This is a genomic window from Burkholderia sp. HI2500 (assembly GCF_002223055.1).
Taxonomy (GTDB): domain Bacteria; phylum Pseudomonadota; class Gammaproteobacteria; order Burkholderiales; family Burkholderiaceae; genus Burkholderia.
The window spans coordinates 873958-895675 of sequence record NZ_NKFL01000005.1 but is presented as its reverse complement, the minus strand read 5'-3'; the positions used below and the strand labels follow the sequence as shown (position 1 = coordinate 895675).

The window sequence follows — 21718 nt, the reverse complement described above, 5'->3', positions numbered from 1 at the left end:
AGCGAGGTTGGTATGACGACGGCGATGGTGAAACAGGAACTGGCGGTGGCATCCTTCAGCACGGTGTACGACCTCGAGCAGGTCGAGACGGCGCTGAGTGACCTGAACGAGAGCGCGAGCGACGCACTGCGCGCCACCTACGAGAGGATGCTCAAGACGGGCAATCTGCGCTTCTGCGTGAAGCCGAACCGGATGCCGTCGTTCGACGCGCTCGGCGAGGCATTGCCGAATTTCGCCGAGCCGCTCGAAGACGTGCGCAAGCAGGTCGCGCTGTGCCTCGAAACGGAGGACCGGCTCGAACTGATGCCGATCCTGCTGCTCGGGCCCCCGGGCATCGGCAAGACGCACTTCGCGAAGGCGCTCGCGCAACTGCTCGGCACCGCTTACCACTACGTGCCGATGAGCTCGCTGACGGCCGGCTGGATCCTGTCGGGTGCGTCGTCGCAATGGAAGAACGCGAAGCCCGGCAAGGTGTTCGATGCGCTCGTGAACGGCAGCTATGCGAACCCGGTGATCGCGGTCGACGAGATCGACAAGGCCGGCAGCGATGCGCAATACGATCCGCTCGGCGCGCTGTATGCGTTGCTCGAGCACGACACCGCGCGCGCATTCATCGACGAATTCGCGGAAGTGCCGATCGATGCGGGCAACGTGATCTGGATCGCGACCGCGAACGAGGCGCACGCGATCCCGGAGCCGCTGCTCAACCGGATGAACGTGTACGAGATCGAGCCGCCCGACGCGGCCGGCGCGCGCCGGATCGCGCAGACGATCTACGACGAGATCCGCACGTCGCATGCATGGGGGCGGCGCTTCCCGGACACCCTCGGCGACGACGCGCTCGACGTGCTGGCCGCGACCCCGCCGCGCACGATGCGCCGCGCGCTGCTGCACGCGTTCGGCGCCGCACGGCTCGACGGGCGCGACGCGATCGGGCCGCGCGACATCCGGGCCGACGAAGGCGCGGCAAAGCGCCGGCCGATCGGCTTCTGAACGCGCGGCGCGCGCACGGCCCCGGCCCTGGCGGCGTGCGCGCCGCGCAGTGCCGCGAGTCGTGCCGTGCGGCGCGCATCATGCACGGCGGCGTCGCGAGACGCTGCACGACCTTCGGCAAGCGAATGAACCGGGACGTACAATTCTCTTCTCTCCCCTCGACGCGCTAGCGGCGCGAAACGTCATGGAGCAGATGGATTGTGTCGTGATCGGCGCGGGCGTCGTCGGTCTGGCGATTGCGCGCGAACTGGCCGCGCGCGGGCGTGAAACGCTCGTGCTCGAGGCCGCCGATGCGATCGGCACGGGTACGAGTTCGCGCAACAGCGAAGTGATCCACGCGGGGCTCTACTATCCGCGCGGGTCGCTGAAGGCGACGTCGTGCGTGCACGGGCGCGACCTGCTGTACGAATTCTGCGAGACCCATCACGTGCCGCACCGGCGCGCCGGCAAGCTGCTCGTCGCCACGAGCGCCGCGCAGGTGAAGCAGTTGAGGGCGATCGCCGCACGCGCGACCGAAAACGGCGTGCTCGACCTGATGCCGCTCACGCGCGCCGAGGCGCAGACGCTCGAGCCCGCGCTCGAATGCGTCGAGGCGCTGTTCTCGCCGTCCACCGGCATCGTCGACAGCCACCAGCTGATGCTCGCGCTGCTCGGCGACGCGGAGCGCGACGGCGCCGTGTGCGCGCTGAAATCCCCGGTCGAATCGATCGACGTGCTGCGCGGCGGGCGCTTCGTCGTGCGCACGGGCGGCGACGCGCCGACCGAGATCGAGGCCGCCTGCGTGATCAACAGCGCGGGCCTCGGCGCCCAGGCGCTGGCGCGCCGCACGCGCGGCCTCGACCCGCGCTGGGTGCCGCCGCTCTATCTCGCGCGCGGCAACTACTTCAGCCTGTCGGGGCGCGCACCGTTTTCCCACCTGATCTATCCGATGCCCGACCGCGCGGGGCTCGGCGTGCACCTGACGCTCGATCTCGGCGGGCAGGCGCGCTTCGGCCCGGACGTCGAATGGATCGATGCGCTGCGCTACGAAGTCGATCCGGCGCGCGCGACCGCGTTCTACGCGTCGATCCGCGCGTTCTGGCCGGGCCTGCCCGACGACGCGCTGCAGCCGGCGTACGCGGGCATCCGGCCCAAGCTCGCGGGCCCCGGCGAGCCGCCGGCAGACTTCATCGTGCAGGGCGCCGCGCAGCATGGCGTGCGCGGGCTCGTGAACCTGTTCGGCATCGAATCGCCGGGGCTCACCGCGTCGCTTGCGCTCGCGCAGCGGGTGGGCGACATGACGGCTTACCGCTGACGCGGCGCGCGCGTGGCGGGGAGGTCGCGAATGCGTATCGGCCGTGTGAAATTCCTTATCTCTGGAATTTCGGCGCGCACATTTATTCGCTTGAGCGTTATTCTGTCGAACGGCTGTCGCCAGAACAGCTTTCAAACCGATAACGTTGGAGCGAGTCCCCCATGAAAACATCCCGTCGGAGTTTCCTGATTACGAGCATTGGTGCCGTGTCCGCGCTGGCGCTGTCGCGTGAAGCGCTGGCCGATGCGCCGATGCTCGCGGAAAGCGACCCGACCGCGACGGCACTCGGCTACAAGGCCGATGCGACGAAGGTCGACAAGACGAAGTACCCGAAATACGCGGCAGGCCAGGATTGCGCGGCCTGCATGCTGTACCAGGGCAAGAAGGGCTCGGCCTCGGGCCCGTGCGGCGCCTTCCCCGGCAAGCAGGTGTCGGCGAAGGGCTGGTGCAGCGCCTTCTCGAAGATGGGTTGAGGCCCGTGCGGCATCGTGCGATGCCGCATTGTGGCGAAAACCGCACAACGCCCGCCGTCGAAAGATGGCGGGCGTTTTTTATTGCTTGAAAACGGTTCCGTCGCTTTCTACACTCGCTGCACACCGGCGCGCCGCGGGCACCCCGCGCGCCGCGCAGCCCGACACGGCGAACCGACGAGGACGAGGCACGCATGGCGACGATTGCGAATTCAACGAAAACGAGCCGGCCCGAGCGTGCACTGAACCGGCGTGCGGTCGCGGCCGCCGTGATCGGCAATGCGCTCGAGTGGTACGACTTCACGGTGTTCGGCTTCATGACGGTCGTGATCGCCGAGCTGTTCTTCCCGACCTCCAGCGAATACTCGTCGCTGCTGCTGACCACCGCGACGTTCGGCGTCGCGTTCTTCATGCGTCCGATCGGCGGCATCGTGTTCGGGCTGTACGCGGATCGCGCGGGCCGCAAGGCCGCGCTGTCGCTCGTGATCCTCCTGATGACGGCCGGCATCTTCCTGCTCGCGGTCGCGCCGCCGTATGCGGCGATCGGCATCGGCGGCCCGCTCCTGATCGTGCTCGGCCGTCTGCTGCAGGGCTTCTCTGCGGGCGGCGAATTCGGCAGCGCGACGGCGCTGCTGATCGAAGCCGCGCCATTCTCGAAACGCGGCTTCTACGGCAGCTGGCAGATGGCGAGCCAGGCGGCCGCGCTGCTGATCGGCGCGCTCGTCGGCGCGGCCGTCACGCGCGGGCTGTCGCACGAGGCGCTGCGCAGCTGGGGCTGGCGCGTGCCGTTCATCCTCGGGCTCGTGATCGGCCCGATCGGCTTCTACATCCGCCGCCATCTCGCCGATTCCGAGGCGTTCCTGCATGCGCAGCAAAGCGCGCGCCGCGTGACGCTCGGCGAAGTGTTCACGCGCTACCCGCGCGAGGTGCTGTGCGGGCTCGGCTCGGTGATCGCGCTGACGGTGACGATCTACGTGCTGATCAGCTATCTGCCGACCTTCGCGGTGAAGCAGCTGAAGCTGCCCTACGCGGAATCCTTCTATGCGGTGATCGTCGGCAACCTGCTGCTGATGGTGCTGTCGCCGATCGCGGGCGCGTGGTCGGACCGCATCGGCCGCAAGGGGCTGTCGCTGTGGTCGCTCGCGCTCACGCTCGTGCTGCTGTATCCGCTGTTCGCCTGGCTCGACGCGGCGCCGAGCATCGCGCGGCTGATCGCGGTGCAGGCCGTGCTGTCGGTCACGCTCGCGGGCTACTACGGGCCGTTCGGCGCGATGATCGCCGAGCTGTTCCCGGCCAACGTGCGCTCGACCGGGCTGTCGATCGCGTACAACGTCGCGGTGATGCTGTTCGGCGGCTTCGGGCAGTTCATCGTCACATGGCTGATCAAGGTCACGGGCACGCCGCTCGCGCCGACCTACTACGTGATGGCCGGGATCGCGCTGTCGATCGTCGCGGTCGCGTTCGTGCCCGCGCGCAGCGCCGACCTCGACGCGCCGGCGTGACGACGCGGCGACGCGACAACATGACGATTTGACGACGATCACCGGATCGTTTCGCAAAACGCAATGATGTGCTGCGGAACACGGGAAAGCGGTGCGCCGGGCCTTCGTGTTCGCGCCCGAATTGTTTAGTCGTCGAACGAAACTTGCGCGAAATGAACGAAATGGGCGCTCGCGCGCGTTGTCGCATTTTTTACTCCCACTAAACATCGGCAAAAACCCGGCGGGACATCTAGAAGAGTTTTTTCTCCAGCTTGTTGCCACATCGTTAGCTCAAGTAATATCCGCGTACGCCGGCCCCTGGCGGGCCGGTTCCGATCTGGAGACCTGGAGGAAACATGGAATACAACCGTCTGTTGCACACCCTGCGTGTTACCGCCATTGCAGGCGTGGCAGCGGCATCGCTCGGCGTCGCGGGCTCTGCATTCGCACAGATTCCGAACAAAACGCTCGTCTACTGCTCAGAAGGCAGCCCGGCGGGTTTCGATTCCGCGCAATTTACGACCGGCGTCGATTTCACCGCCGCCACGTTCACCGTCTACAACCGCCTCGTCGAATTCGAGCGCGGCGGCACGAAGGTCGAGCCGGGCCTCGCAGAGAAGTGGGACGTGTCGCCGGACGGCAAGGTGTACACGTTCCATCTGCGCCACGGCGTGAAGTTCCACACGACGGACTTCTTCAAGCCGACGCGTGAATTCAACGCGGACGACGTGCTGTTCACGTTCCAGCGCATGCTCGACCCGAACCAGGCGTTCCGCAAGGCGTACCCGGTGTCGTTCCCGTACTTCACCGACATGGGTCTCGACAAGCTGATCACGAAGGTCGAGAAGGTCGATCCGTACACCGTGAAGTTCACGCTCGCCGAGCCGAATGCGCCGTTCATCCAGAACATGGCGATGGAATTCGCGTCGATCCTGTCGGCCGAATACGGCGACCAGCTGATGAAGGCAGGCAAGGCCGCCGACATCAACCAGAAGCCGGTCGGCACGGGCCCGTTCATCTTCCGCAGCTACACGAAGGACGCGACGATCCGATTCGACGGCAATCCTGATTACTGGAAGAAGGGCGAAGTGAAGATCTCGAAGCTGATCTTCTCGATCACGCCGGATCCGGGCGTGCGCGTGCAGAAGATCAAGCGCAACGAATGCCAGGTGATGAGCTATCCGCGTCCGGCCGACATCGCGACGCTGAAGGCCGATTCGGGCGTCGACATGCCGTCGCAGGCAGGCTTCAACCTCGGCTATCTCGCGTACAACGTCGAGCACAAGCCGGTCGACAAGCTCGAGGTGCGTCAGGCACTCGACATGGCGATCAACAAGAAGGCGATCCTCGAGTCCGTCTACCAGGGCGCAGGCCAGGCGGCGACCGCGCCGATGCCGCCGACCCAATGGTCGTACGACAAGAACCTGAAGATGGCGCCGAACGACACCGCGAAGGCGAAGGCGCTGCTCGCGAAGGCCGGCTTCCCGAACGGTTTCGAGATCACGCTGTGGGCGATGCCGGTGCAGCGCGCATACAACCCGAACGCCCGCCTGATGGCCGAGATGATCCAGGCCGACTGGGCGAAGATCGGCGTGAAGGCGAAGATCGTCACGTACGAGTGGGGCGAGTACATCAAGCGCGCGCACTCGGGTGAGCAGGACACGATGCTGATCGGCTGGACGGGCGACAACGGCGATCCGGACAACTGGCTCGGCACGCTGCTCGGCTGCGAAGCGATCAAGGGCAACAACTTCTCGCACTGGTGCTACAAGCCGTTCGACGAGCTGGTCCAGAAGGGCCGCACGACGACGGGCCAGGACGCGCGGACCAAGCTCTACATGCAGGCTCAGCAGATCTTCGCGCAACAGCTGCCGTTCTCGCCGATCGCGAACTCGACGGTCTACCAGCCGGTGCGCAAGACCGTGGTCGACATGCGTATCGAGCCGCTCGGCTATGCCCGCTTCGACGGTGTGAGCGTGAAGTAACGCACCCGGCGTAAGCTGTCTACGAAGACCGAGACCGGCTAATTCATCCGGCGGCGGGAGGCCAAAAGCTTCCCGTCGCCGGTCGCACATTTCCCACAAGAAAATACGAGACGCATCATGTTCACATTCGTGTTGCGCCGCGTGGGCATGGTGATCCCGACTTTCATCGGCATCACCATCCTGGCGTTTGCGCTGATTCACCTGATACCGGGCGACCCCATCGAAGTGATGATGGGCGAGCGCGGCGTCGATCCCGCGATGCATGCGGAGGCGATGAAACGCCTCGGGCTCGACCAGCCGCTGCCCATGCAGTACATCCACTACATCGGCCGGGCGCTGCATGGCGACCTGGGCATGTCGATCATCACCAACACGAGCGTCGCGGGCGAGTTCTTCGCGCGCTTCCCGGCGACCGTCGAGCTGTCGCTGTGCGCACTCGTGTTCGCGCTCGCGGTCGGGCTGCCGGCCGGCGTGATCGCCGCATTGCGGCGCGGCTCGGTCGTCGACCATGGCGTGATGGGCACCGCGCTTACCGGCTACTCGATGCCGATCTTCTGGTGGGGGCTGATCCTCATCATGGTGTTTTCGTCATATCTCGGCTGGACGCCGGTGTCGGGGCGCATCGCCGTCGAATACGATTTCCCGCACCCGACGGGCTTCATGCTGATCGACGCGCTGCTCGCGCCGGATGAAGGCGCGTTCAAGTCGGCGGTCAGCCACCTGATCCTGCCCGCGATCGTGCTCGGCACGATCCCGCTCGCGGTGATCGCGCGGATGACGCGCTCGTCGATGCTCGAAGTGCTGCGCGAGGACTACATCCGCACCGCCCGCGCGAAGGGGCTGTCGCCCGCGCGCGTGGTCGTCGTGCATGCGCTGCGCAATGCGCTGATCCCGGTCGTCACCGTGATCGGCCTACAGATCGGCACGCTGCTCGCGGGCGCCGTGCTGACCGAGACGCTCTTTTCGTGGCCCGGTGTCGGCAAGTGGCTGATCGATGCGATCGGCCGCCGCGACTATCCGGTCGTCCAGGGCGGCATCCTGCTGATCGCGACGCTCGTGATCGTCGTGAACCTGGTCGTCGACCTGCTGTACGGCGTGCTGAATCCGCGCATCCGCCACACGAGGTAATCCCATGAGCAATCTGCAAAATACCCTGCCGACCGAATCCGCGCCGGCCGGCGGCCGTGCGCTCGCGCTGCGCGAGTTCTGGGCCAACTTCTCGCGCAACCGGGGCGCCGTCGGCGCCGGCATCGTCGTGATCGTGCTGATCCTGGTCGCGCTGCTCGCGCCGCTGCTCGCGCCGCACAGCCCGGTCGAGCAATACCGCGACTTCGTGAAGATCCCGCCCGCATGGCTCGAAGGCGGCAACTGGAAATTCATCCTCGGCACCGACGAAGCAGGCCGCGACATTCTTTCGCGGCTGATGTTCGGCGCACGGATGTCGTTCTGGATCGGCTTCGTGTCGGTCGTGCTCGCGCTGATCCCCGGCATCGTGCTCGGGCTCGTCGCCGCGTTCTTCCAGAAGTGGGCGGACACGCCCGTGATGCGCATCATGGACGTGCTGCTCGCGCTGCCGTCGCTGCTGCTCGCGGTCGCGGTCGTCGCGATCATCGGCCCGGGCCTCACCAACACGATGTTCGCGATCGCGATCGTCGCGCTGCCGGCCTATGTGCGCCTCACGCGCGCATCGGCGCTCGGCGAGCTGCAGAAGGAGTACGTGACGGCGTCGCGCGTGGCCGGTGCCGGCACGCTGCGCCTGATGTTCTCGCAGGTGCTGCCGAACTGTACGGCGCCGCTGATCGTGCAGGCGACGCTCGGCTTCTCGTCGGCCATCCTCGATGCGGCCGCGCTCGGCTTCCTCGGCCTCGGCGTGCAACCGCCGACCGCCGAGTGGGGCGCGATGCTGGCCTCCGCGCGCGACTACATCGACAATGCGTGGTGGATCGTGACGATGCCGGGCCTGTCGATCCTGATTTCGGTGCTCGCGATCAACCTGCTCGGCGACGGGCTGCGCGACGCGCTCGATCCCAAACTGAAACGGATGGCGTGAACATGAGCCAAGATCTTCTGACCATCCGCAATCTCGCGGTGAACTTCAACGGCCTGCCTGCGGTCGACCGGATCAACCTGTCGATCGCGCCGGGCGAGGTGGTGGGCGTCGTCGGCGAATCGGGCTCGGGCAAGAGCGTGACGATGATGGCGCTGATGGGCCTGATCGACGCGCCGGGCAAGGTGACGGCGGACGAAGTCACGTTCAACGGCGTCGACCTGCTGAAGGCGTCGCCGAAGGCGCGCCGCAAGATCGTCGGCAAGGACATCGCGATGGTGTTCCAGGACGCGCTGACGAGCCTGAACCCGAGCTATACGGTCGGCTACCAGATCAAGGAAGTGCTGAAGCTGCACGAGGGCTTGCGCGGCGACGCGCTGCACCGGCGCGCGCTCGAGCTGCTCGACCAGGTCGGCATTCCCGATGCGAAGAACCGCATCGCGTCGTTCCCGCACCAGATGTCGGGCGGGATGAACCAGCGCGTGATGATCGCGATGGCGGTGGCGTGCAATCCGAAGCTGCTGATCGCCGACGAGCCGACCACCGCGCTCGACGTGACGATCCAGGCGCAGATCATGGACCTGCTCGTGAAGCTGCAGAAGGAGCGCGGGATGGCGCTCGTGCTGATCTCGCACGACCTGGCCGTGGTGTCGGAAGTCGCGCAGCGCGTGGCGGTGATGTACGCGGGCGAGGTGATCGAGACCAACCGCGTGCCCGACATCTTCCGTGCACCGCATCATCCGTACACCGAAGCGCTGCTCGCGGCGATTCCCGAGCACAATCAGGGGGCGCGTCGCCTTGCCGCATTGCCCGGCATGGTGCCGGGCCGCGATGATCGCCCGTCCGGGTGCCTGTTCGCGCCGCGCTGCAAGTACGTCGTCGACGACTGCCGCAAGGCGCGGCCGGCGCTCGACACGCTGGTGCCGGCCAACGATGCGATGCGCGCGCGCTGCATCAAGCCGCTCAACGTTTCCAACCTCGACCTGACGGGAGGTGCACGATGAATGCAGTCAATCAAACGCCTCGCGTGTCGCACGACGAGGAAGCCGTGCTGGTGGCCGACGGCCTCGCGAAACACTATTCGGTGAAGCGCGGGATGTTCGGGCAGGGCACGGTGAAGGCACTGAACGGCGTGTCGTTCTCGCTGAAGCGCGGCAAGACGCTCGCCGTCGTCGGCGAATCGGGCTGCGGGAAGTCGACGCTCGCCCGCCAGCTGACGATGATCGAGACGCCCACCTCGGGCAGCCTGACGATCGACGGCAAGAACGTCGCCGGCGCCAGCCGCGAGACGGTGGCCGACCTGCGCCGCCGCGTGCAGATGGTGTTCCAGAACCCGTTCGCGTCGCTGAATCCGCGCAAGACCGTCGAGCAGACGCTTTCCGAGCCGCTCGAGATCAACGCGAACCTGACCGCCGCCGAACGCGCGCAGCGCATCGCGCAGATCATGCGCACGGTCGGCCTGCGGCCCGAGCACGCGAAGCGTTATCCGCACATGTTCTCGGGCGGCCAGCGCCAGCGTGTCGCGATCGCGCGCGCGATGATTCTCGATCCGCGCATCGTCGTCGCCGACGAGCCGGTGTCCGCGCTCGACGTGTCGATCCAGGCGCAGATCCTGAACCTGTTCATGGATCTGCAGGAGCAGTTCAAGACCAGCTACGTGTTCATCTCGCACAACCTGTCGGTGGTCGAGCACGTCGCGGACGACGTGATGGTGATGTACTTCGGCAGCGTCGCGGAGCTGGGCGACAAGGCGACGATCTACGCACGGCCGCGCCATCCGTACACGCGCGCGCTGATGTCGGCGACGCCGGCGATCTTCGAGGAAGACCGCCGCGTGCAGATCAAGCTGCAGGGCGAACTGCCGTCGCCGCTCAATCCGCCGTCGGGCTGCGCGTTCCATCAGCGCTGCCCGTATGCGGTCGAGCGCTGCCGGGTGGAGGAGCCGCAGCTGCGCGAGGTCGACGGCCGGCGCGTGGCCTGCCATCGGGCCGAGGAAGTCGGGGAGGAGAATGCCTGAGGTGTTGGCGGCGCGCGCGTCCGGCGTGCGCCGTGCGGGGGCAAGCAGCGCGCGCGTGATGCGCGCGTGCCGCTACGCGCGGCGCTGGAGCGTGCGTACCGTCACGGGCGCGGCGCTGGCCGGCGCGTGCGTGGCGGCCAGCCTCGTGGTTCCCGTCGAATCCGCGCGCGCCGAAGGGCGCGCGCCGGCCACTTCACCGATCCATCCATCGCAAGTCCCGCCGCCCGGCATGAGCCTGCCGGGCTTCCACGCGCCTGCCGTGTCGAACGGCACGGTTTCAAGCGGCTCCGTGCGCGTGCAGCCCGCCCGCATGCCGTTCTACGTTGCAACCAAGGGCAAGGTCACGCTCTACGTGCTCGGCACGCTGCACACCGGCGACCCGTCCGACTACCCGAGCGTGCAGCCGTTCCGGCCGCGCATCCTCGCGGCGCTCGCCGCGTCGCCCACCCTGGCGCTCGAGCTGTCGCCCGACGACCTGCTCGAATCGCAGGACGACGTGTCGAAGTACGGCGTCTGCCGCTACCCGTGCCTGCAGCGCCTGCTGCCCGAGCCGCTGTGGCAGCGGCTCGCGGTGCGCCTGCGCGGCAACCCGGCCGCGCTCGTCGAGATCCGCAAGATGCGGCCGTGGCTCGCGGCGCTCGTCGTCGAGACCTACGATTCGCTGTCGGCCGGCCTGCAGACGGAATACGGCACCGAGGCGCAGCTGCAGAACGTGTTCCTGAAGAAAAAGGGCGGCCGCGTGATCGGGCTCGAGACGCTCGCCGAACAAATGCGCGCGTTCACCGGGCTGACGCTCGCCGAGCAGCGCGAGATGCTCGCGCAGGACATGGTGCAGACGCCCGCGCAGAACGCCGACGACATCAAGGCGCTGCATCGACTGTGGCGAATTGGCGACGCCGATGCGATCTCGGCATGGGCGGTCGCGAAGAGCGAACGGCTCGCGCGTTCGAAGGCGTTGTCGGACGCGATCGACAACAAGATCGTGTACGAGCGCAACCGGCGCTTCGTTGCACGGATGACGGCAATCGCCGCACCGAACCGGCCGCTGTTCGTCGCGATCGGCGCGCTGCACCTGGGCGGCCCGCGCGGCGTGCTCGAATTGTTGCGTCAACAAGGTTACAGCGTCGACGCGAACTGATCGCCGTCACCGCGCCCGAACCGATCCTCCCCTGTTTGATCGACGCCGTGCGAGCGGCTCAAACGCCTGGTTGGGCACGCGATTCGATAAGGAAAACCCTCGAATCATCAGAAAATAGCGTTTCAAACGATTGACATCCCGATCTGCCAATATCTATTCTTCGATCCACAAGTTGAAAAAATGAAAAGAATAGAAAAAGTTCTACGGGGTAGCAGAAAATAAAGCGCGGGGTTAGCGCGTTGCCGGCACGTGGTGCACGTGCCGGCCGCGGAAGTGTCTGCATGTACGGCGGGGCCAATCATCGTCGGACAACAACAAGGCATGCAGGCCGACTTGCGGGATAAGCGACGTTCCGTCGTCCCACCGGGGAAAGGCAGTAATCGGGCGGCGGCGGACGTTTTTTAATCCGGAATAGTTTTCCGGTCACCGTCGCAAGACGGTTTCGGGGGGCGAATCGACAGACGGCGAAGCCGCAGCGATTGTGCCAACGGAAAAGCGCCACGAGGGCGCTTTTTTCTTTTGTGCGACGGATCGTGCGTCCGCCAGCGCGAGCGGCCGGATCAGGCGCGTTCGTCGGCCTGCAGCATCCCGGGTGCGACCACGTCGACGCCCACCGCCTCGAGCGCGGCGCGAATCCGTTTCGCGAATGCCAGCGCGTGCGGCCCGTCGCCGTGCAGGCAGACGGTCTGCGCATTGAGCATCACCCATTCGCCGCCGATCGCCCGCACCTGCCGGCTGCGCACCATGTCCAGCGTGCGCGCGATCATCGTATCCTCGTCGTCGATCAGCGCGCCGGGCTGGTTGCGCGGCACGAGCGAGCCATCGGCGCGGTAGCCGCGATCGGCGAACACTTCCTCCACCGCGGCGAGCCCCGCGTGCCGCGCGGCCGCGACGAACACGCTGTTCGCGAGCCCGAACACCGCGAGCGACGGGTCGAAATCGCGGATCGCGGACACCACCGCATCGGCGATCAGCGGGTCGCGCGCGGCCTGGTTGTACAGCGCGCCGTGCGGTTTCACGTGCGCGATGCGCCCGCCCTCGGCCTGCGCGATCGCCGACAGCGCGCCGAGCTGGTACAGCACGCCCGCGTAGATGTCGCTGGCCGGTAGCTGCATTTCCTTGCGGCCGAAATTCTCCGGATCGTGAAAGCTCGGGTGCGCGCCGATCGCCACGCCTTTCTGCACGGCCCAGCGTACGCAGTCGCGCATCGCGTTCGCACCGCCCGCATGCCACCCGCATGCGATGTTCGCGGACGTCACGAGGTCGAGCAGCGCCTCGTCCGAACCGCATCCTTCGCCGAGATCGGCATTCAGATCGATTTGCATGATGTTCCTCGTCCACTGATTGCGTGGCCCGTTTTCTCTACCGCGACTGCCTTCGGTACCGCTACCGCCATTGTCACGCCGCGCGCGACTCGGCGCGGCGGCGCGCTTCCTCGCGCATGTCGATCGCCACGTCGATCTGCCGCAGATACGCACGTTCCGCGGCCAGCGCGGCGCGCGCGGCGTCGGGTGTCGTGCGCACGAAGCGGATCGGCAGGTTGAGCCGCGCCTGCGCGAGTTTCCACAGGTCCGCCCGGATCACCGTGCCGATCTTCGGGTAGCCGCCGGTGGTCTGCGCGTCGTGCATCAGCACGATCGGCTGGCCGTTCGGCGGCACCTGGATCGTGCCGGGCAGCACCGCGTGCGACAGCAGCTCGGCCGGCCGCTCGCGCACGAGTTCGACACCGGCCAGCCGGTAGCCCATGCGGTTGCTGTTCGCCGTGACCAGCCATTCCTCATCCCAGAACGCCTGCTGCGAATCGGCGGCGAACGACGCGTAGTCGGGGCCCGGCAGCACGCGCACCGGCATCGCCCACGGCGCATGCGCGGGGCGGTGACGGCGCGGCGGCTCGTCGACGCGCACGAACGCGCACCACGCCGGCGCCTTGACGCCGAATTCGGGCGCGTCGGCCGCGAGGCAACCCATCCCGGCCGGAAGCACGCCGACCGGGAGGCGATCGCCGTCGCGCAGCGCGCGGCCGCCGAGGCCGCCGAAGCGCGACGCGAGATCGGTGCTGCGCGAGCCGAGCATCGGCAGCACGTCGATGCCGCCGGCGATGCACAGGTAGCCGCGCATCCCGCGTTTCGCGGCGGGCAGCACGAGCGTCTGCCCGGCCTCGACCGGCAGGCTCCACCATGAATATACGCGCTGGCCGTCGAGCGTCGCACCGAACTCGGTGCCGGTGATCGCGATGCGGGTCGCGCGCGTGAAGCGGAACGCGGCCGGGCCGATCGTGATCTCGACGGCCGCCGCATCGGCGCGGTTGCCGACCAGCCGGTTGCCGACTTCGAGCGCGAGGCCGTCGAGCGCGCCGCCCTGCGCGACGCCGAGATGGCGCGCGCCGCGGCGCCCGAGATCCTGCACGGTGGACAGCGGGCCGGCCCGCACCACTTCGATGGTGCCCGGTACGGTGCTCTGGGTCATCGTGCGTCGACTCCGGCAATGGTGAAGCGCACGCGGTCGCCGGGCAGCAGCAGCGTCGGCTGCGGCCGCGCCGGGTCGAACAGCACGTGCGACGTACGGCCGATCAGTTGCCAGCCGCCGGGCGACGTGGCCGGGTAGATGCCCGTCTGCGCGCCGCCGATGCCGACCGAGCCGGCCGGCACCTCGAGGCGCGGCGCCGCGCGGCGCGGCATGTGCAGCGCGGCGTCGAGCCCGCCGAGATACGCGAAACCCGGCTGGAAGCCGACGAAGAACACGACGTAGGCGCCGGCCGCGTGGCGCGCGACGACTTCGTCGGCCGACAGGCCGGTATGCGCGGCGACGGCCGGCAGATCGGGGCCGGCGGCGCCGCCGTATTCGACCGGGATCTCGACCTCGCGGCCGTCCGCGTGCTCGACGTCGGCCGTCTCCCACGCGTCGCGCAGCGCGGGCGTGAGCGACTCGGCCGTCGTGGCGAGCGCGTCGAATACGATCGTCAGGTTGTTCATGCCGGGCACGACGTCGATCACGTCGGGCCACGCGCGCGCGGCCTCGGCAACGGCCCAGACGCGGCGCTGGCAATCGAGCGTGGCGGGCGGCGGCACCTCGCAGACGAGGGCGGCATCGCCGAGCGGATAAAAGCGGGGTTGCGTCATCGGACTGGCACGGTTCGGACGGCAATGTTAGCGCACATTGTCAATAAAATATCGACAACTTCCCAATAAGCGTTTTCGCCTAGCCCGTATGTCGGGGCTTCTGGCGTACACTCGGCACACCCTGTCATCCGGCTTGCTCCGCCTTTCCATGAAGCGTCCTGCGACCAAGATCGTGTCATCCGAACACCTCGTTTCCGATTCGAGCGCGGAGCTGTCGGAACTCGAATACGGCCTCATCATGGCAGGCAATGCTTTCAATCGGTGGATGGTGCGCTGCATGTCGGCGGCCGGCGCGAAGGACATGACGGCGGTCGAGGTGTCGCTGCTGCATCACGTCAGCCATCGCGAACGCAAGAAGAAGCTCGCCGACATCTGCTTCGTGCTCAATATCGAGGATACGCACGTCGCGACCTATGCGCTGAAAAAACTGATCGCCCGCGGCTATGTGAAGAGCGAGAAGAACGGCAAGGAAGTGTTCTTCTTCGCGACCGACGCGGGCCGCGACCTGTGCCTGAAGTACCGCGAGGTGCGCGAGCACTGCCTGATCGAGACGCTGAAGGACAGCGGGCTCACCAACGAGCAGATCGGCGACGCGGCGCAGTTGCTGCGCAACGCATCGGGCCTGTACGACACGGCCGCGCGCGCGGCGGCGTCGCTGTAAACGGTTGCGCCGCGGCTGGCGCGCCGCGGTGCGCTGACGGGCGTGCGACGACGGATGCGGCGCCGCCCGCCGCGTCATCCGGCGGCCGGGTACAGCGCGCCGTCGGTCACGATCCAGTGCAGCGCGAGATCGTGCGCTTCGGCCGGCAGCGCATCGACGCGGCACGCTTCGTACGCGATGCCGACCGTCACGGGCAGCTCGCTGCCCGGCCAGGCGGCAAGCGTGCGGTCGTAGTAGCCGCCGCCGTAGCCGAGCCGGTAGCGCTGCAGATCGAATCCCACACAGGGAATCAGCAACAGGTCGGGCACGACGACGATTCCCGACGCCGGTTCCGGAATCCGGTGATGACCTTCGCGCATCGGCGTGTGCGTGTCCCACGCATGGAACTCGAGCGGCGTGTGCCGCTCGTCGATCACGGGTAGCGCAGCCTGCCTGCCGGCGCCGGCCGCGCACCACGCGAGCACGGCCTCGCGCGCGTCGAATTCACCCGGCAGCGGCCAGTAGAACCCGACCGTGCGCGGCGCGAGCCGGTCGAGCAGCGTGCGCAGCCGCGCATCGAGCGCGGCGTTCGCGGCGGGTTGCGACGCGGCGTCGCGACGCGCGCCGGACAGCGTTTTGCGTAGCGCAACCTTCGGGTTCGGCACAGGGTTGCGTGCTATGCTTTCGCTCACTTCGTGCTCCATTCAAAACGATGTCGAACAGCCTTTTCCGAGTATATCGCGCGGTCGCGCTCACACTTTCGGCCGCCGCGCTCGTCGCGGGGACGGCTGCGTGCGCCGCACCGAACGACGATACGGTCGCCGGGGATGACCAGACCTTCGTGCAGCTTCGTGAAGCCGCGCGTCGCAACGACGCCGCGAAAGCCGCGCAGCTCGCGTCGATGATCCCGAACTATCCGGTACCGTCCTACGTCGAGTATTTCCAGATCAAGCCGCAGTTGTTCGATTCGACGGGCCGCGCGCGCGTGGACGCGCCGGACGCGCCCGTGCAGTCGTTCCTGCAGCGCTACGACGGCCAGGCGATCGCCGACCGCCTGCGCAACGACTACCTGCTCGTGCTCGGCGCGCGCCACGACTGGCGCAACTTCGACGAGCAATACAAGCGCTTCGTGCTCGACGACGACACGCAGGTCAAGTGCTATGCGCTCGAATCGCGCGCGGCGCGCGGCGAGAACGTCGCCGAAGCGGCGCGTGCGCTGCTCGTCGAGCCGAAGAATTACGGCGACGCGTGCGTCGACCTGATCACCGCGCTCACGGTCAACCAGCAGTTCACGAGCGACGACGTGTGGCAGCAGGCGCGCCTCGCGTACGAGCAGAACTACACGACGCTCGGCGGCAAGATCGTCGACGCGCTCGGCCCGCGCCCGGTCGGCTTCGACCAGGCGACGAGCGCGCCGCCGCTGTACCTCGCGCGCGGCGTCGGCCCCGACGCGACGTCGCACCAGATCGCACTGATCGCGCTCAGCCGCATGGCGCGCAACGATCCGGACGCCGCCGCCGGGATGCTGACCACGGTCGCGCCGTCGCTGACCAAGCAGGAGCAGGCGATCGCGTGGGGCGCGATCGGCTACCAGGGCGCGATCAAGCGCTCGCCGCTCGCGTCGGTCTGGTACGCGAAATCGACGAATGCGCCGCTGTCGAACCCGGGCTACGAATGGCGCACGCGCGCCGCGCTGCTCGCCGGCAACTGGCCGATGGTGCGCTGGTCGATCGAGCAGATGCCGCCGTCGCTGCGCGACGATCCGGCGTGGATCTACTGGCATGCACGCGCGCTCAAGCAGAGCGGCGACACGCTGCAGGCGAACCAGGAATTCGAGCAGGTCGCGGGCCAGTTCAACTTCTACGGGCAGCTCGCCGGCGAAGAGCTCGGCCAGCGCACGACGATCCCGCCGCGCACGAAGGTGAGCGACGCCGAGATCGACGCGGTGAGCAAGATTCCGGGCTTCGCGCTTGCGCAGCGTTTCTATGCGCTGAACCTGCGCCTCGAAGGCAACCGCGAATGGAACTGGCCGCTGCGCGGGATGACCGATCGCCAGCTGCTGGCCGCGGCCGAATACGGCAAGCGCGTCGAGCTGCTCGACCGCACGGTCAATACGGCCGACCGCACGAAGGCCGAGCACGACTTCACGCTGCGCTACCCGTCGCCGTACCGCAACATCGTCGAGCGCTATGCGCAATCGACGGGCCTCGACACCGAATGGGCGTACGGGCTGATCCGCCAGGAATCGCGCTTCATCATCAGCGCGCGTTCGTCGGTGGGCGCGGGCGGCCTGATGCAGCTGATGCCGGCCACCGCGCAGATGGTCGCGAAGAAGCTCGGCATGGGCACGATCTCGCGCGCGCAGATGCACGACATCGATACCAACATCCAGCTCGGCACCTGGTATCTGGCGGACATCTACAACAACTTCGACAGCTCGCCGGTGCTCGCCACGGCCGGCTACAACGCGGGCCCGGGCCGGCCGCGCCAGTGGCGCCAGGTGTTGACGCAGCCGGTCGAAGGCGCGATCTTCGCAGAAACGATTCCGTTCAACGAGACGCGCGACTACGTGAAGAACGTGCTGTCGAACACCGTCTACTACGCGGCGCTCTTCGAGGGCAAACCGCAGTCGTTGAAGAAACGTCTAGGCATGATCTCGCCCTGATACGCAATCTTCACACTGCCGCGCGAGACGCGGCAGTGTTCTTTTGAGGCTCACGACATGGATCGCCAGACCGTCGCGCTGCTGGGCGGCACCGGCTTCATCGGCAGCCGGCTCGTCAATGCGCTGATCGAATCCGGCAAGCAGGTGCGGATCGGCACGCGCCGGCGCGACCACGCGCGCCACCTGCAGATGCTGCCGGTCGAAATCGTCGAGCTCGACGCGCTCGACACGCGCACGCTCGCGCGCTTCGTCGCCGGTGCGCACGCGGCGATCAACCTGGTCGGCGTGCTGCATGGCGGCCGCGGCACGCCGTACGGGCCCGGCTTCGAGCGCGCGCACGTCACGCTGCCGGCCGCGCTCGCGACCGCCTGCACCGAGGTGGGCGTGCAGCGCGTGCTGCATATGAGCGCGCTCGGCGCCGATTCGCATGGCGCGAGCATGTACCAGCGCTCGAAGGGCGATGGCGAGGCCGCGCTGCATGCGATCGCGGCGACCGATTCGCTCGCGCTGACGATCTTCCGCCCGTCGGTCGTGTTCGGCCCCGGCGATGCGTTCCTCAACACGTTCGCGAACCTGCAGCGCTCGGTGCCCGTGCTGCCGCTCGCGATGCCCGACGCGCGCTTCCAGCCGGTGTTCGTCGGCGATGTCGTGCGCGCGTTCGTCAACACGCTCGATCTCGCAGCCGCACACGGCAGGACCTACGAACTCGGCGGCCCGACCGTCTACACGCTCGAGCAGCTGGTGCGCTATTGCGGCACGCTGGTCGGCCGCCAGGCACGCATCGTGCGGCTGCCCGACGCGCTTGCGCGGCTGCAGGCGAGCGTGTTCGAATGCCTGCCCGGCGAGCCCGTGCTCACGCGCGACAATCTCGCGACGATGTCGGTGCCGAACGTGCTGTCGGGGCCGCTCGCGCCGGAGCTCGGGATCTCGCCCGCGAGTCTCGAAAGCATCGCGCCCGCGTATCTCGGCCAGGCCGCGCAGCGCTCCCGGTTCGACTGGTTCCGCTCGCGCCGCTAGCCCGGCAACGTCCTCCTTTCCACCTTCGCGTTTTCCGGAACACCGTCATGAAACTCGTCATTGGAGACAAGAACTACTCGTCGTGGTCGATGCGCCCGTGGCTGCTGCTCGCGCATTTCGGCATCCCGTTCGACGAGATCGCGATCGAGCTGCGCCACGATGACACGGCCGCGCGCATCCGCGAGTATTCGCCGTCCGGCAAGGTGCCGTGCCTGGTCGACGACCACGGCGTCGCGATCTGGGATTCGCTCGCGATCGCCGAGACGCTCGCCGAACGCTATCCGCAGTTTCCGATGTGGCCGGCCGATCCGCTCGAGCGCGCGCATGCGCGCTGCGTCGCGGCCGAGATGCATTCGGGCTTCGCGGCGCTGCGCACGCAGATGGGCATGAACGTGCGCGCGTCGATGCCGGGGCGCGGCGCGACACCCGACGCGCTCGCCGATGTCGCGCGCATCGATGCGCTGTGGAGCGCGTGTCTCGAGGCGTCGGGCGGGCCGTTCCTGTTCGGCGAATTCGGCATTGCCGATGCGATGTACGCCCCCGTCGTGATGCGCTTCAACACGTACGCGCCGGGCCTGTCGCCGGAAGCGGCCGGCTATGCGGCGCGCGTGACGGCGCTGCCGGCCGTGCAGCGCTGGATCGATGCCGCGCGCCGCGAAACGAACGTGATCGCCGAATACGAGCCTCAGCCATGAATATCTACGCAGTAGGCGGCGCCATCCGCGACGAACTGCTCGGCGTGCCCGTGCAGGACCGCGACTACGTGGTGGTGGGCGCGACCCCCGAGCAGATGGCCGCGCAGGGGTTCCGGCCGGTCGGCAAGGATTTCCCGGTATTCCTGCATCCGCGCACGCAGGAGGAGTACGCGCTCGCGCGCACCGAGCGCAAGACGGCGGCCGGCTATCACGGCTTCCAGTTCCATTACGCGCCGGACGTGACGCTCGACGAGGATCTCGCGCGGCGTGACCTGACGATCAACGCGATGGCGCGCGAGGTGAGCCCGGAGGGCGAGCTCGTCGGGCCCGTGATCGATCCGTTCGACGGGCAGGCCGACCTGCGCGCGCGCGTGTTCCGGCACGTGAGCGACGCGTTCGTCGAGGATCCGGTGCGGATCCTGCGCATCGCGCGCTTCGCCGCGCGGTTCGCGGATTTCACGGTCGCGGACGAAACGCTCGCGCTGATGCGGCGGATGGTCGAGGCGGGCGAGGTCGACGCGCTCGTGCCCGAGCGCGTGTGGCAGGAAATCGCGCGCGGGCTGATGGAGGCGAAGCCGTCGCGGATGTTCGCGGTGCTGCGCGAGTGCGGCGCGCTCGCGCGCATCCTGCCCGAGGTCGATGCGTTGTGGGGCGTGCCGCAGCGCGCCGACTACCACCCGGAAGTCGACACGGGCGTGCACGTGATGATGGTCGTCGACTATGCGGCGAAGCAGGGCTATTCGCTGCCGGTGCGCTTCGCGGCGCTCACGCACGATCTCGGCAAGGCGACGACGCCCGCCGACGTGCTGCCGCGCCACGTCGGCCACGAGGGGCGCAGCGTCGACCTGCTCAAGCCGTTGTGCGAGCGGCTGCGCGTGCCGAACGAATGCCGCGATCTCGCGCTGGTCGTCGCGCGCGAGCACGGCAACCTGCATCGCGTGATGGAGATGGGCGCGGCCGCGCTGGTGCGGCTGTTCGAGCGCAGCGACGCGCTGCGCAAGCCGGCGCGGTTCGCCGAGATGCTGCAGGCGTGCGAATCGGATGCGCGCGGGCGGCTCGGGCTCGACACCCAGCCGTATCCGCAGGCCGAGCGGCTGCGCGTTGCGCTCGCGGCCGCGCGCAGCGTCGATGCCGGGGCAATCGCGCGCGGCATCGGCAACGATACGGAGAAGATCAAGGACGCCGTGCATCGCGCACGGATCGAGGCCGTCGCGCACGCGCTCGAGATCGGCGAATAGGGCCGGCGAATAGGGGCGGCGAATAGGGGCGGCGAATAGGGGCGGCGAATAGGGCCGGCGGGAAGGGCGCGCGCCTTGCGTCTGCCTCCCCGGCAACCGTTACGACTTCTTCTTGCGCGCCGGCTTCGCGGCCGCCGGGCGTTTGCCGGCGGATGCGCGCGGCTTGGCCACGGCCTTCTTTTCCTTTCCCGCCGCGCCGGCGTCGCGCTCGCGTTCCGCCCGCTTGGGCGCCGGCCCACGGCGGCTCACGCGCGGCTCGCCCGGCGTCGCACGTGCGGCGGGCGCCGGCTTACCGACGTCCATCGTCGCCGACACGAACCCGGCGCCACGGTCGTCGAACAGCGGCAGCGTGCCGACCGCGATCACCTCGGCCGGCCCGTCGCCCACGTTGGCGACCCGATGCCGCTTGCGCGCGTCGAAGTGCAGCGAGTCGCCGGGCGACAGCGGGTAATCCTTCTTGCCGACCGTGTAGCAGATCCGGCCGGCCAGCACGTACACGAATTCGTCGCCGCCGTGCGCGACCCATTCCGAGCGGTAGCCTTCCATCATCTGCACCTTGAGCGCGTTGATCTGGCTGCCGTCGAACGTGGTGGAGAGGCGTTCGTACCACTGCGACCTGGCGTCGAGCGCGTACGGCTTGCGGCGACCCTCGTACGAATCGGGCTGGGCCTGACGCGGCTGGTCGATCAGCGCGCCGAGCGGCACGCCGAGTGCCTTCGCGACGTTGACGAGCGACGACAGCGAGATGCCCGTGAGGTGGCGCTCGACCTGGGACAGGAACCCGACCGACAGCTTCGCCTCGGTCGCGACTTCCAGCAGCGTCTTCTTCGCTTCCCGGCGCAGGCGGCGAATGCGCTGGCCGATACGCATGATGTCTGAATCCATGAATCTCTTTCGTGACAACGAGTCGGGAGGCGAG

General features: G+C 68.0%; 20 protein-coding genes. 15 read left to right on the top strand and 5 right to left on the bottom strand.

The window, feature by feature from the left end; genetic code table 11:
- The first annotated feature begins 12 nt into the window (after positions 1 to 12).
- The 10 genes from CFB45_RS17085 (at position 13) to CFB45_RS17040 (ending at position 11425) form a co-directional block, all read left to right on the top strand.
- Entirely contained in the window at positions 13 to 993 is a 981-nt protein-coding gene (locus CFB45_RS17085) for an AAA family ATPase (RefSeq protein WP_089426539.1), read from the top strand.
- 184 nt (positions 994 to 1177) lie between these two features.
- Positions 1178 to 2287: an NAD(P)/FAD-dependent oxidoreductase gene (locus CFB45_RS17080; protein WP_089426538.1), complete on the top strand. Its 1110-nt coding sequence runs from the start codon at positions 1178 to 1180 to the stop codon at positions 2285 to 2287.
- A 161-nt stretch (positions 2288 to 2448) separates the two neighbouring features.
- Positions 2449 to 2760: a high-potential iron-sulfur protein gene (locus CFB45_RS17075; RefSeq protein WP_039354792.1), complete on the top strand. Its 312-nt coding sequence runs from the start codon at positions 2449 to 2451 to the stop codon at positions 2758 to 2760.
- Positions 2761 to 2951: 191 nt separating this feature from the next.
- Positions 2952 to 4259, top strand: coding sequence for an MFS transporter (locus CFB45_RS17070; RefSeq protein ID WP_089426537.1), 1308 nt, complete (start codon positions 2952 to 2954; stop codon positions 4257 to 4259).
- 335 nt (positions 4260 to 4594) lie between these two features.
- A complete protein-coding gene (locus CFB45_RS17065) occupies positions 4595 to 6223 on the top strand; it encodes an ABC transporter substrate-binding protein (protein WP_089426536.1) in 1629 nt (542 codons plus the stop codon).
- Between the two features lie 117 nt (positions 6224 to 6340).
- Positions 6341 to 7351: an ABC transporter permease subunit gene (locus tag CFB45_RS17060; protein ID WP_089426535.1), complete on the top strand. Its 1011-nt coding sequence runs from the start codon at positions 6341 to 6343 to the stop codon at positions 7349 to 7351.
- A 4-nt stretch (positions 7352 to 7355) separates the two neighbouring features.
- The gene (locus CFB45_RS17055; protein WP_089426534.1) at positions 7356 to 8273 is read left to right on the top strand and encodes an ABC transporter permease subunit; all 918 of its coding nucleotides are present in this window, start codon (positions 7356 to 7358) and stop codon (positions 8271 to 8273) included.
- Between the two features lie 2 nt (positions 8274 to 8275).
- Complete coding sequence (locus CFB45_RS17050; RefSeq protein ID WP_089426533.1) at positions 8276 to 9274, top strand: ABC transporter ATP-binding protein; 999 nt, start codon at positions 8276 to 8278, stop codon at positions 9272 to 9274.
- Complete coding sequence (locus tag CFB45_RS17045) at positions 9271 to 10287, top strand: peptide ABC transporter ATP-binding protein (protein ID WP_039354810.1); 1017 nt, start codon at positions 9271 to 9273, stop codon at positions 10285 to 10287. The genes CFB45_RS17050 and CFB45_RS17045 overlap by 4 nt, the downstream gene beginning before the upstream one ends.
- A complete protein-coding gene (locus CFB45_RS17040; RefSeq protein ID WP_089426532.1) occupies positions 10280 to 11425 on the top strand; it encodes a TraB/GumN family protein in 1146 nt (381 codons plus the stop codon). The genes CFB45_RS17045 and CFB45_RS17040 overlap by 8 nt, the downstream gene beginning before the upstream one ends.
- 560 nt (positions 11426 to 11985) lie before the next feature.
- Here CFB45_RS17040 and pxpA read toward each other — a convergent pair.
- The 3 genes from pxpA to pxpB all read right to left on the bottom strand — a co-directional run bounded on the left by pxpA (position 11986) and on the right by pxpB (position 14544).
- Positions 11986 to 12750: a 5-oxoprolinase subunit PxpA gene (gene pxpA / locus CFB45_RS17035; RefSeq protein WP_089426531.1), complete on the bottom strand. Its 765-nt coding sequence runs from the start codon at positions 12748 to 12750 to the stop codon at positions 11986 to 11988.
- 73 nt (positions 12751 to 12823) lie between these two features.
- Positions 12824 to 13891: a biotin-dependent carboxyltransferase family protein gene (locus CFB45_RS17030; protein ID WP_089426530.1), complete on the bottom strand. Its 1068-nt coding sequence runs from the start codon at positions 13889 to 13891 to the stop codon at positions 12824 to 12826.
- Positions 13888 to 14544, bottom strand: a complete 657-nt coding sequence (pxpB, locus tag CFB45_RS17025) for a 5-oxoprolinase subunit PxpB (RefSeq protein ID WP_089426529.1) — start codon at positions 14542 to 14544, stop codon at positions 13888 to 13890. The genes CFB45_RS17030 and pxpB overlap by 4 nt, the downstream gene beginning before the upstream one ends.
- Positions 14545 to 14692: 148 nt before the next feature.
- Here pxpB and CFB45_RS17020 point away from each other — a divergent pair, with 148 nt between their 5' ends.
- Positions 14693 to 15205, top strand: coding sequence for a winged helix DNA-binding protein (locus tag CFB45_RS17020; protein ID WP_027788908.1), 513 nt, complete (start codon positions 14693 to 14695; stop codon positions 15203 to 15205).
- 74 nt (positions 15206 to 15279) lie between these two features.
- Here the strand turns inward: CFB45_RS17020 and CFB45_RS17015 are convergent, their stop codons facing one another.
- A complete protein-coding gene (locus CFB45_RS17015; protein ID WP_089426528.1) occupies positions 15280 to 15888 on the bottom strand; it encodes a 5-formyltetrahydrofolate cyclo-ligase in 609 nt (202 codons plus the stop codon).
- An 8-nt stretch (positions 15889 to 15896) separates the two neighbouring features.
- Here CFB45_RS17015 and CFB45_RS17010 point away from each other — a divergent pair, with 8 nt between their 5' ends.
- From CFB45_RS17010 to CFB45_RS16995, 4 genes are read left to right on the top strand one after another with little or no spacing between them, the layout of a single operon-like run.
- Positions 15897 to 17849 (top strand): lytic transglycosylase domain-containing protein, encoded by a 1953-nt coding sequence (locus CFB45_RS17010; RefSeq protein ID WP_089426527.1) that lies wholly within the window; start codon positions 15897 to 15899, stop codon positions 17847 to 17849.
- Positions 17850 to 17906: 57 nt separating this feature from the next.
- The gene (locus tag CFB45_RS17005) at positions 17907 to 18866 is read left to right on the top strand and encodes a complex I NDUFA9 subunit family protein (protein WP_089426526.1); all 960 of its coding nucleotides are present in this window, start codon (positions 17907 to 17909) and stop codon (positions 18864 to 18866) included.
- 47 nt (positions 18867 to 18913) lie between these two features.
- The gene (locus CFB45_RS17000; RefSeq protein ID WP_089426525.1) at positions 18914 to 19561 is read left to right on the top strand and encodes a glutathione S-transferase family protein; all 648 of its coding nucleotides are present in this window, start codon (positions 18914 to 18916) and stop codon (positions 19559 to 19561) included.
- Positions 19558 to 20799: a multifunctional CCA addition/repair protein gene (locus CFB45_RS16995; protein ID WP_089426524.1), complete on the top strand. Its 1242-nt coding sequence runs from the start codon at positions 19558 to 19560 to the stop codon at positions 20797 to 20799. Before CFB45_RS17000 ends, CFB45_RS16995 begins: the two co-directional genes overlap by 4 nt.
- Before the next feature lie 99 nt (positions 20800 to 20898).
- On the opposite strand, the gene CFB45_RS16990 is transcribed toward CFB45_RS16995, so the two are convergent.
- Positions 20899 to 21684, bottom strand: a complete 786-nt coding sequence (locus CFB45_RS16990; protein WP_089426523.1) for a helix-turn-helix domain-containing protein — start codon at positions 21682 to 21684, stop codon at positions 20899 to 20901.
- Positions 21685 to 21718: the final 34 nt, after the last annotated feature.

Coding starts and splice junctions, on each gene's coding strand:
- CFB45_RS17085 (WP_089426539.1), top strand. CDS start 13: ATGACGACGGCGATGGTGAAACAGGAACTGGCGGTGGCATCCTTCAGC.
- CFB45_RS17080 (WP_089426538.1), top strand. CDS start 1,178: ATGGAGCAGATGGATTGTGTCGTGATCGGCGCGGGCGTCGTCGGTCTG.
- CFB45_RS17075 (WP_039354792.1), top strand. CDS start 2,449: ATGAAAACATCCCGTCGGAGTTTCCTGATTACGAGCATTGGTGCCGTG.
- CFB45_RS17070 (WP_089426537.1), top strand. CDS start 2,952: ATGGCGACGATTGCGAATTCAACGAAAACGAGCCGGCCCGAGCGTGCA.
- CFB45_RS17065 (WP_089426536.1), top strand. CDS start 4,595: ATGGAATACAACCGTCTGTTGCACACCCTGCGTGTTACCGCCATTGCA.
- CFB45_RS17060 (WP_089426535.1), top strand. CDS start 6,341: ATGTTCACATTCGTGTTGCGCCGCGTGGGCATGGTGATCCCGACTTTC.
- CFB45_RS17055 (WP_089426534.1), top strand. CDS start 7,356: ATGAGCAATCTGCAAAATACCCTGCCGACCGAATCCGCGCCGGCCGGC.
- CFB45_RS17050 (WP_089426533.1), top strand. CDS start 8,276: ATGAGCCAAGATCTTCTGACCATCCGCAATCTCGCGGTGAACTTCAAC.
- CFB45_RS17045 (WP_039354810.1), top strand. CDS start 9,271: ATGAATGCAGTCAATCAAACGCCTCGCGTGTCGCACGACGAGGAAGCC.
- CFB45_RS17040 (WP_089426532.1), top strand. CDS start 10,280: ATGCCTGAGGTGTTGGCGGCGCGCGCGTCCGGCGTGCGCCGTGCGGGG.
- pxpA (WP_089426531.1), bottom strand. CDS start 12,750: ATGCAAATCGATCTGAATGCCGATCTCGGCGAAGGATGCGGTTCGGAC.
- CFB45_RS17030 (WP_089426530.1), bottom strand. CDS start 13,891: ATGACCCAGAGCACCGTACCGGGCACCATCGAAGTGGTGCGGGCCGGC.
- pxpB (WP_089426529.1), bottom strand. CDS start 14,544: ATGACGCAACCCCGCTTTTATCCGCTCGGCGATGCCGCCCTCGTCTGC.
- CFB45_RS17020 (WP_027788908.1), top strand. CDS start 14,693: ATGAAGCGTCCTGCGACCAAGATCGTGTCATCCGAACACCTCGTTTCC.
- CFB45_RS17015 (WP_089426528.1), bottom strand. CDS start 15,888: ATGGAGCACGAAGTGAGCGAAAGCATAGCACGCAACCCTGTGCCGAAC.
- CFB45_RS17010 (WP_089426527.1), top strand. CDS start 15,897: ATGTCGAACAGCCTTTTCCGAGTATATCGCGCGGTCGCGCTCACACTT.
- CFB45_RS17005 (WP_089426526.1), top strand. CDS start 17,907: ATGGATCGCCAGACCGTCGCGCTGCTGGGCGGCACCGGCTTCATCGGC.
- CFB45_RS17000 (WP_089426525.1), top strand. CDS start 18,914: ATGAAACTCGTCATTGGAGACAAGAACTACTCGTCGTGGTCGATGCGC.
- CFB45_RS16995 (WP_089426524.1), top strand. CDS start 19,558: ATGAATATCTACGCAGTAGGCGGCGCCATCCGCGACGAACTGCTCGGC.
- CFB45_RS16990 (WP_089426523.1), bottom strand. CDS start 21,684: ATGGATTCAGACATCATGCGTATCGGCCAGCGCATTCGCCGCCTGCGC.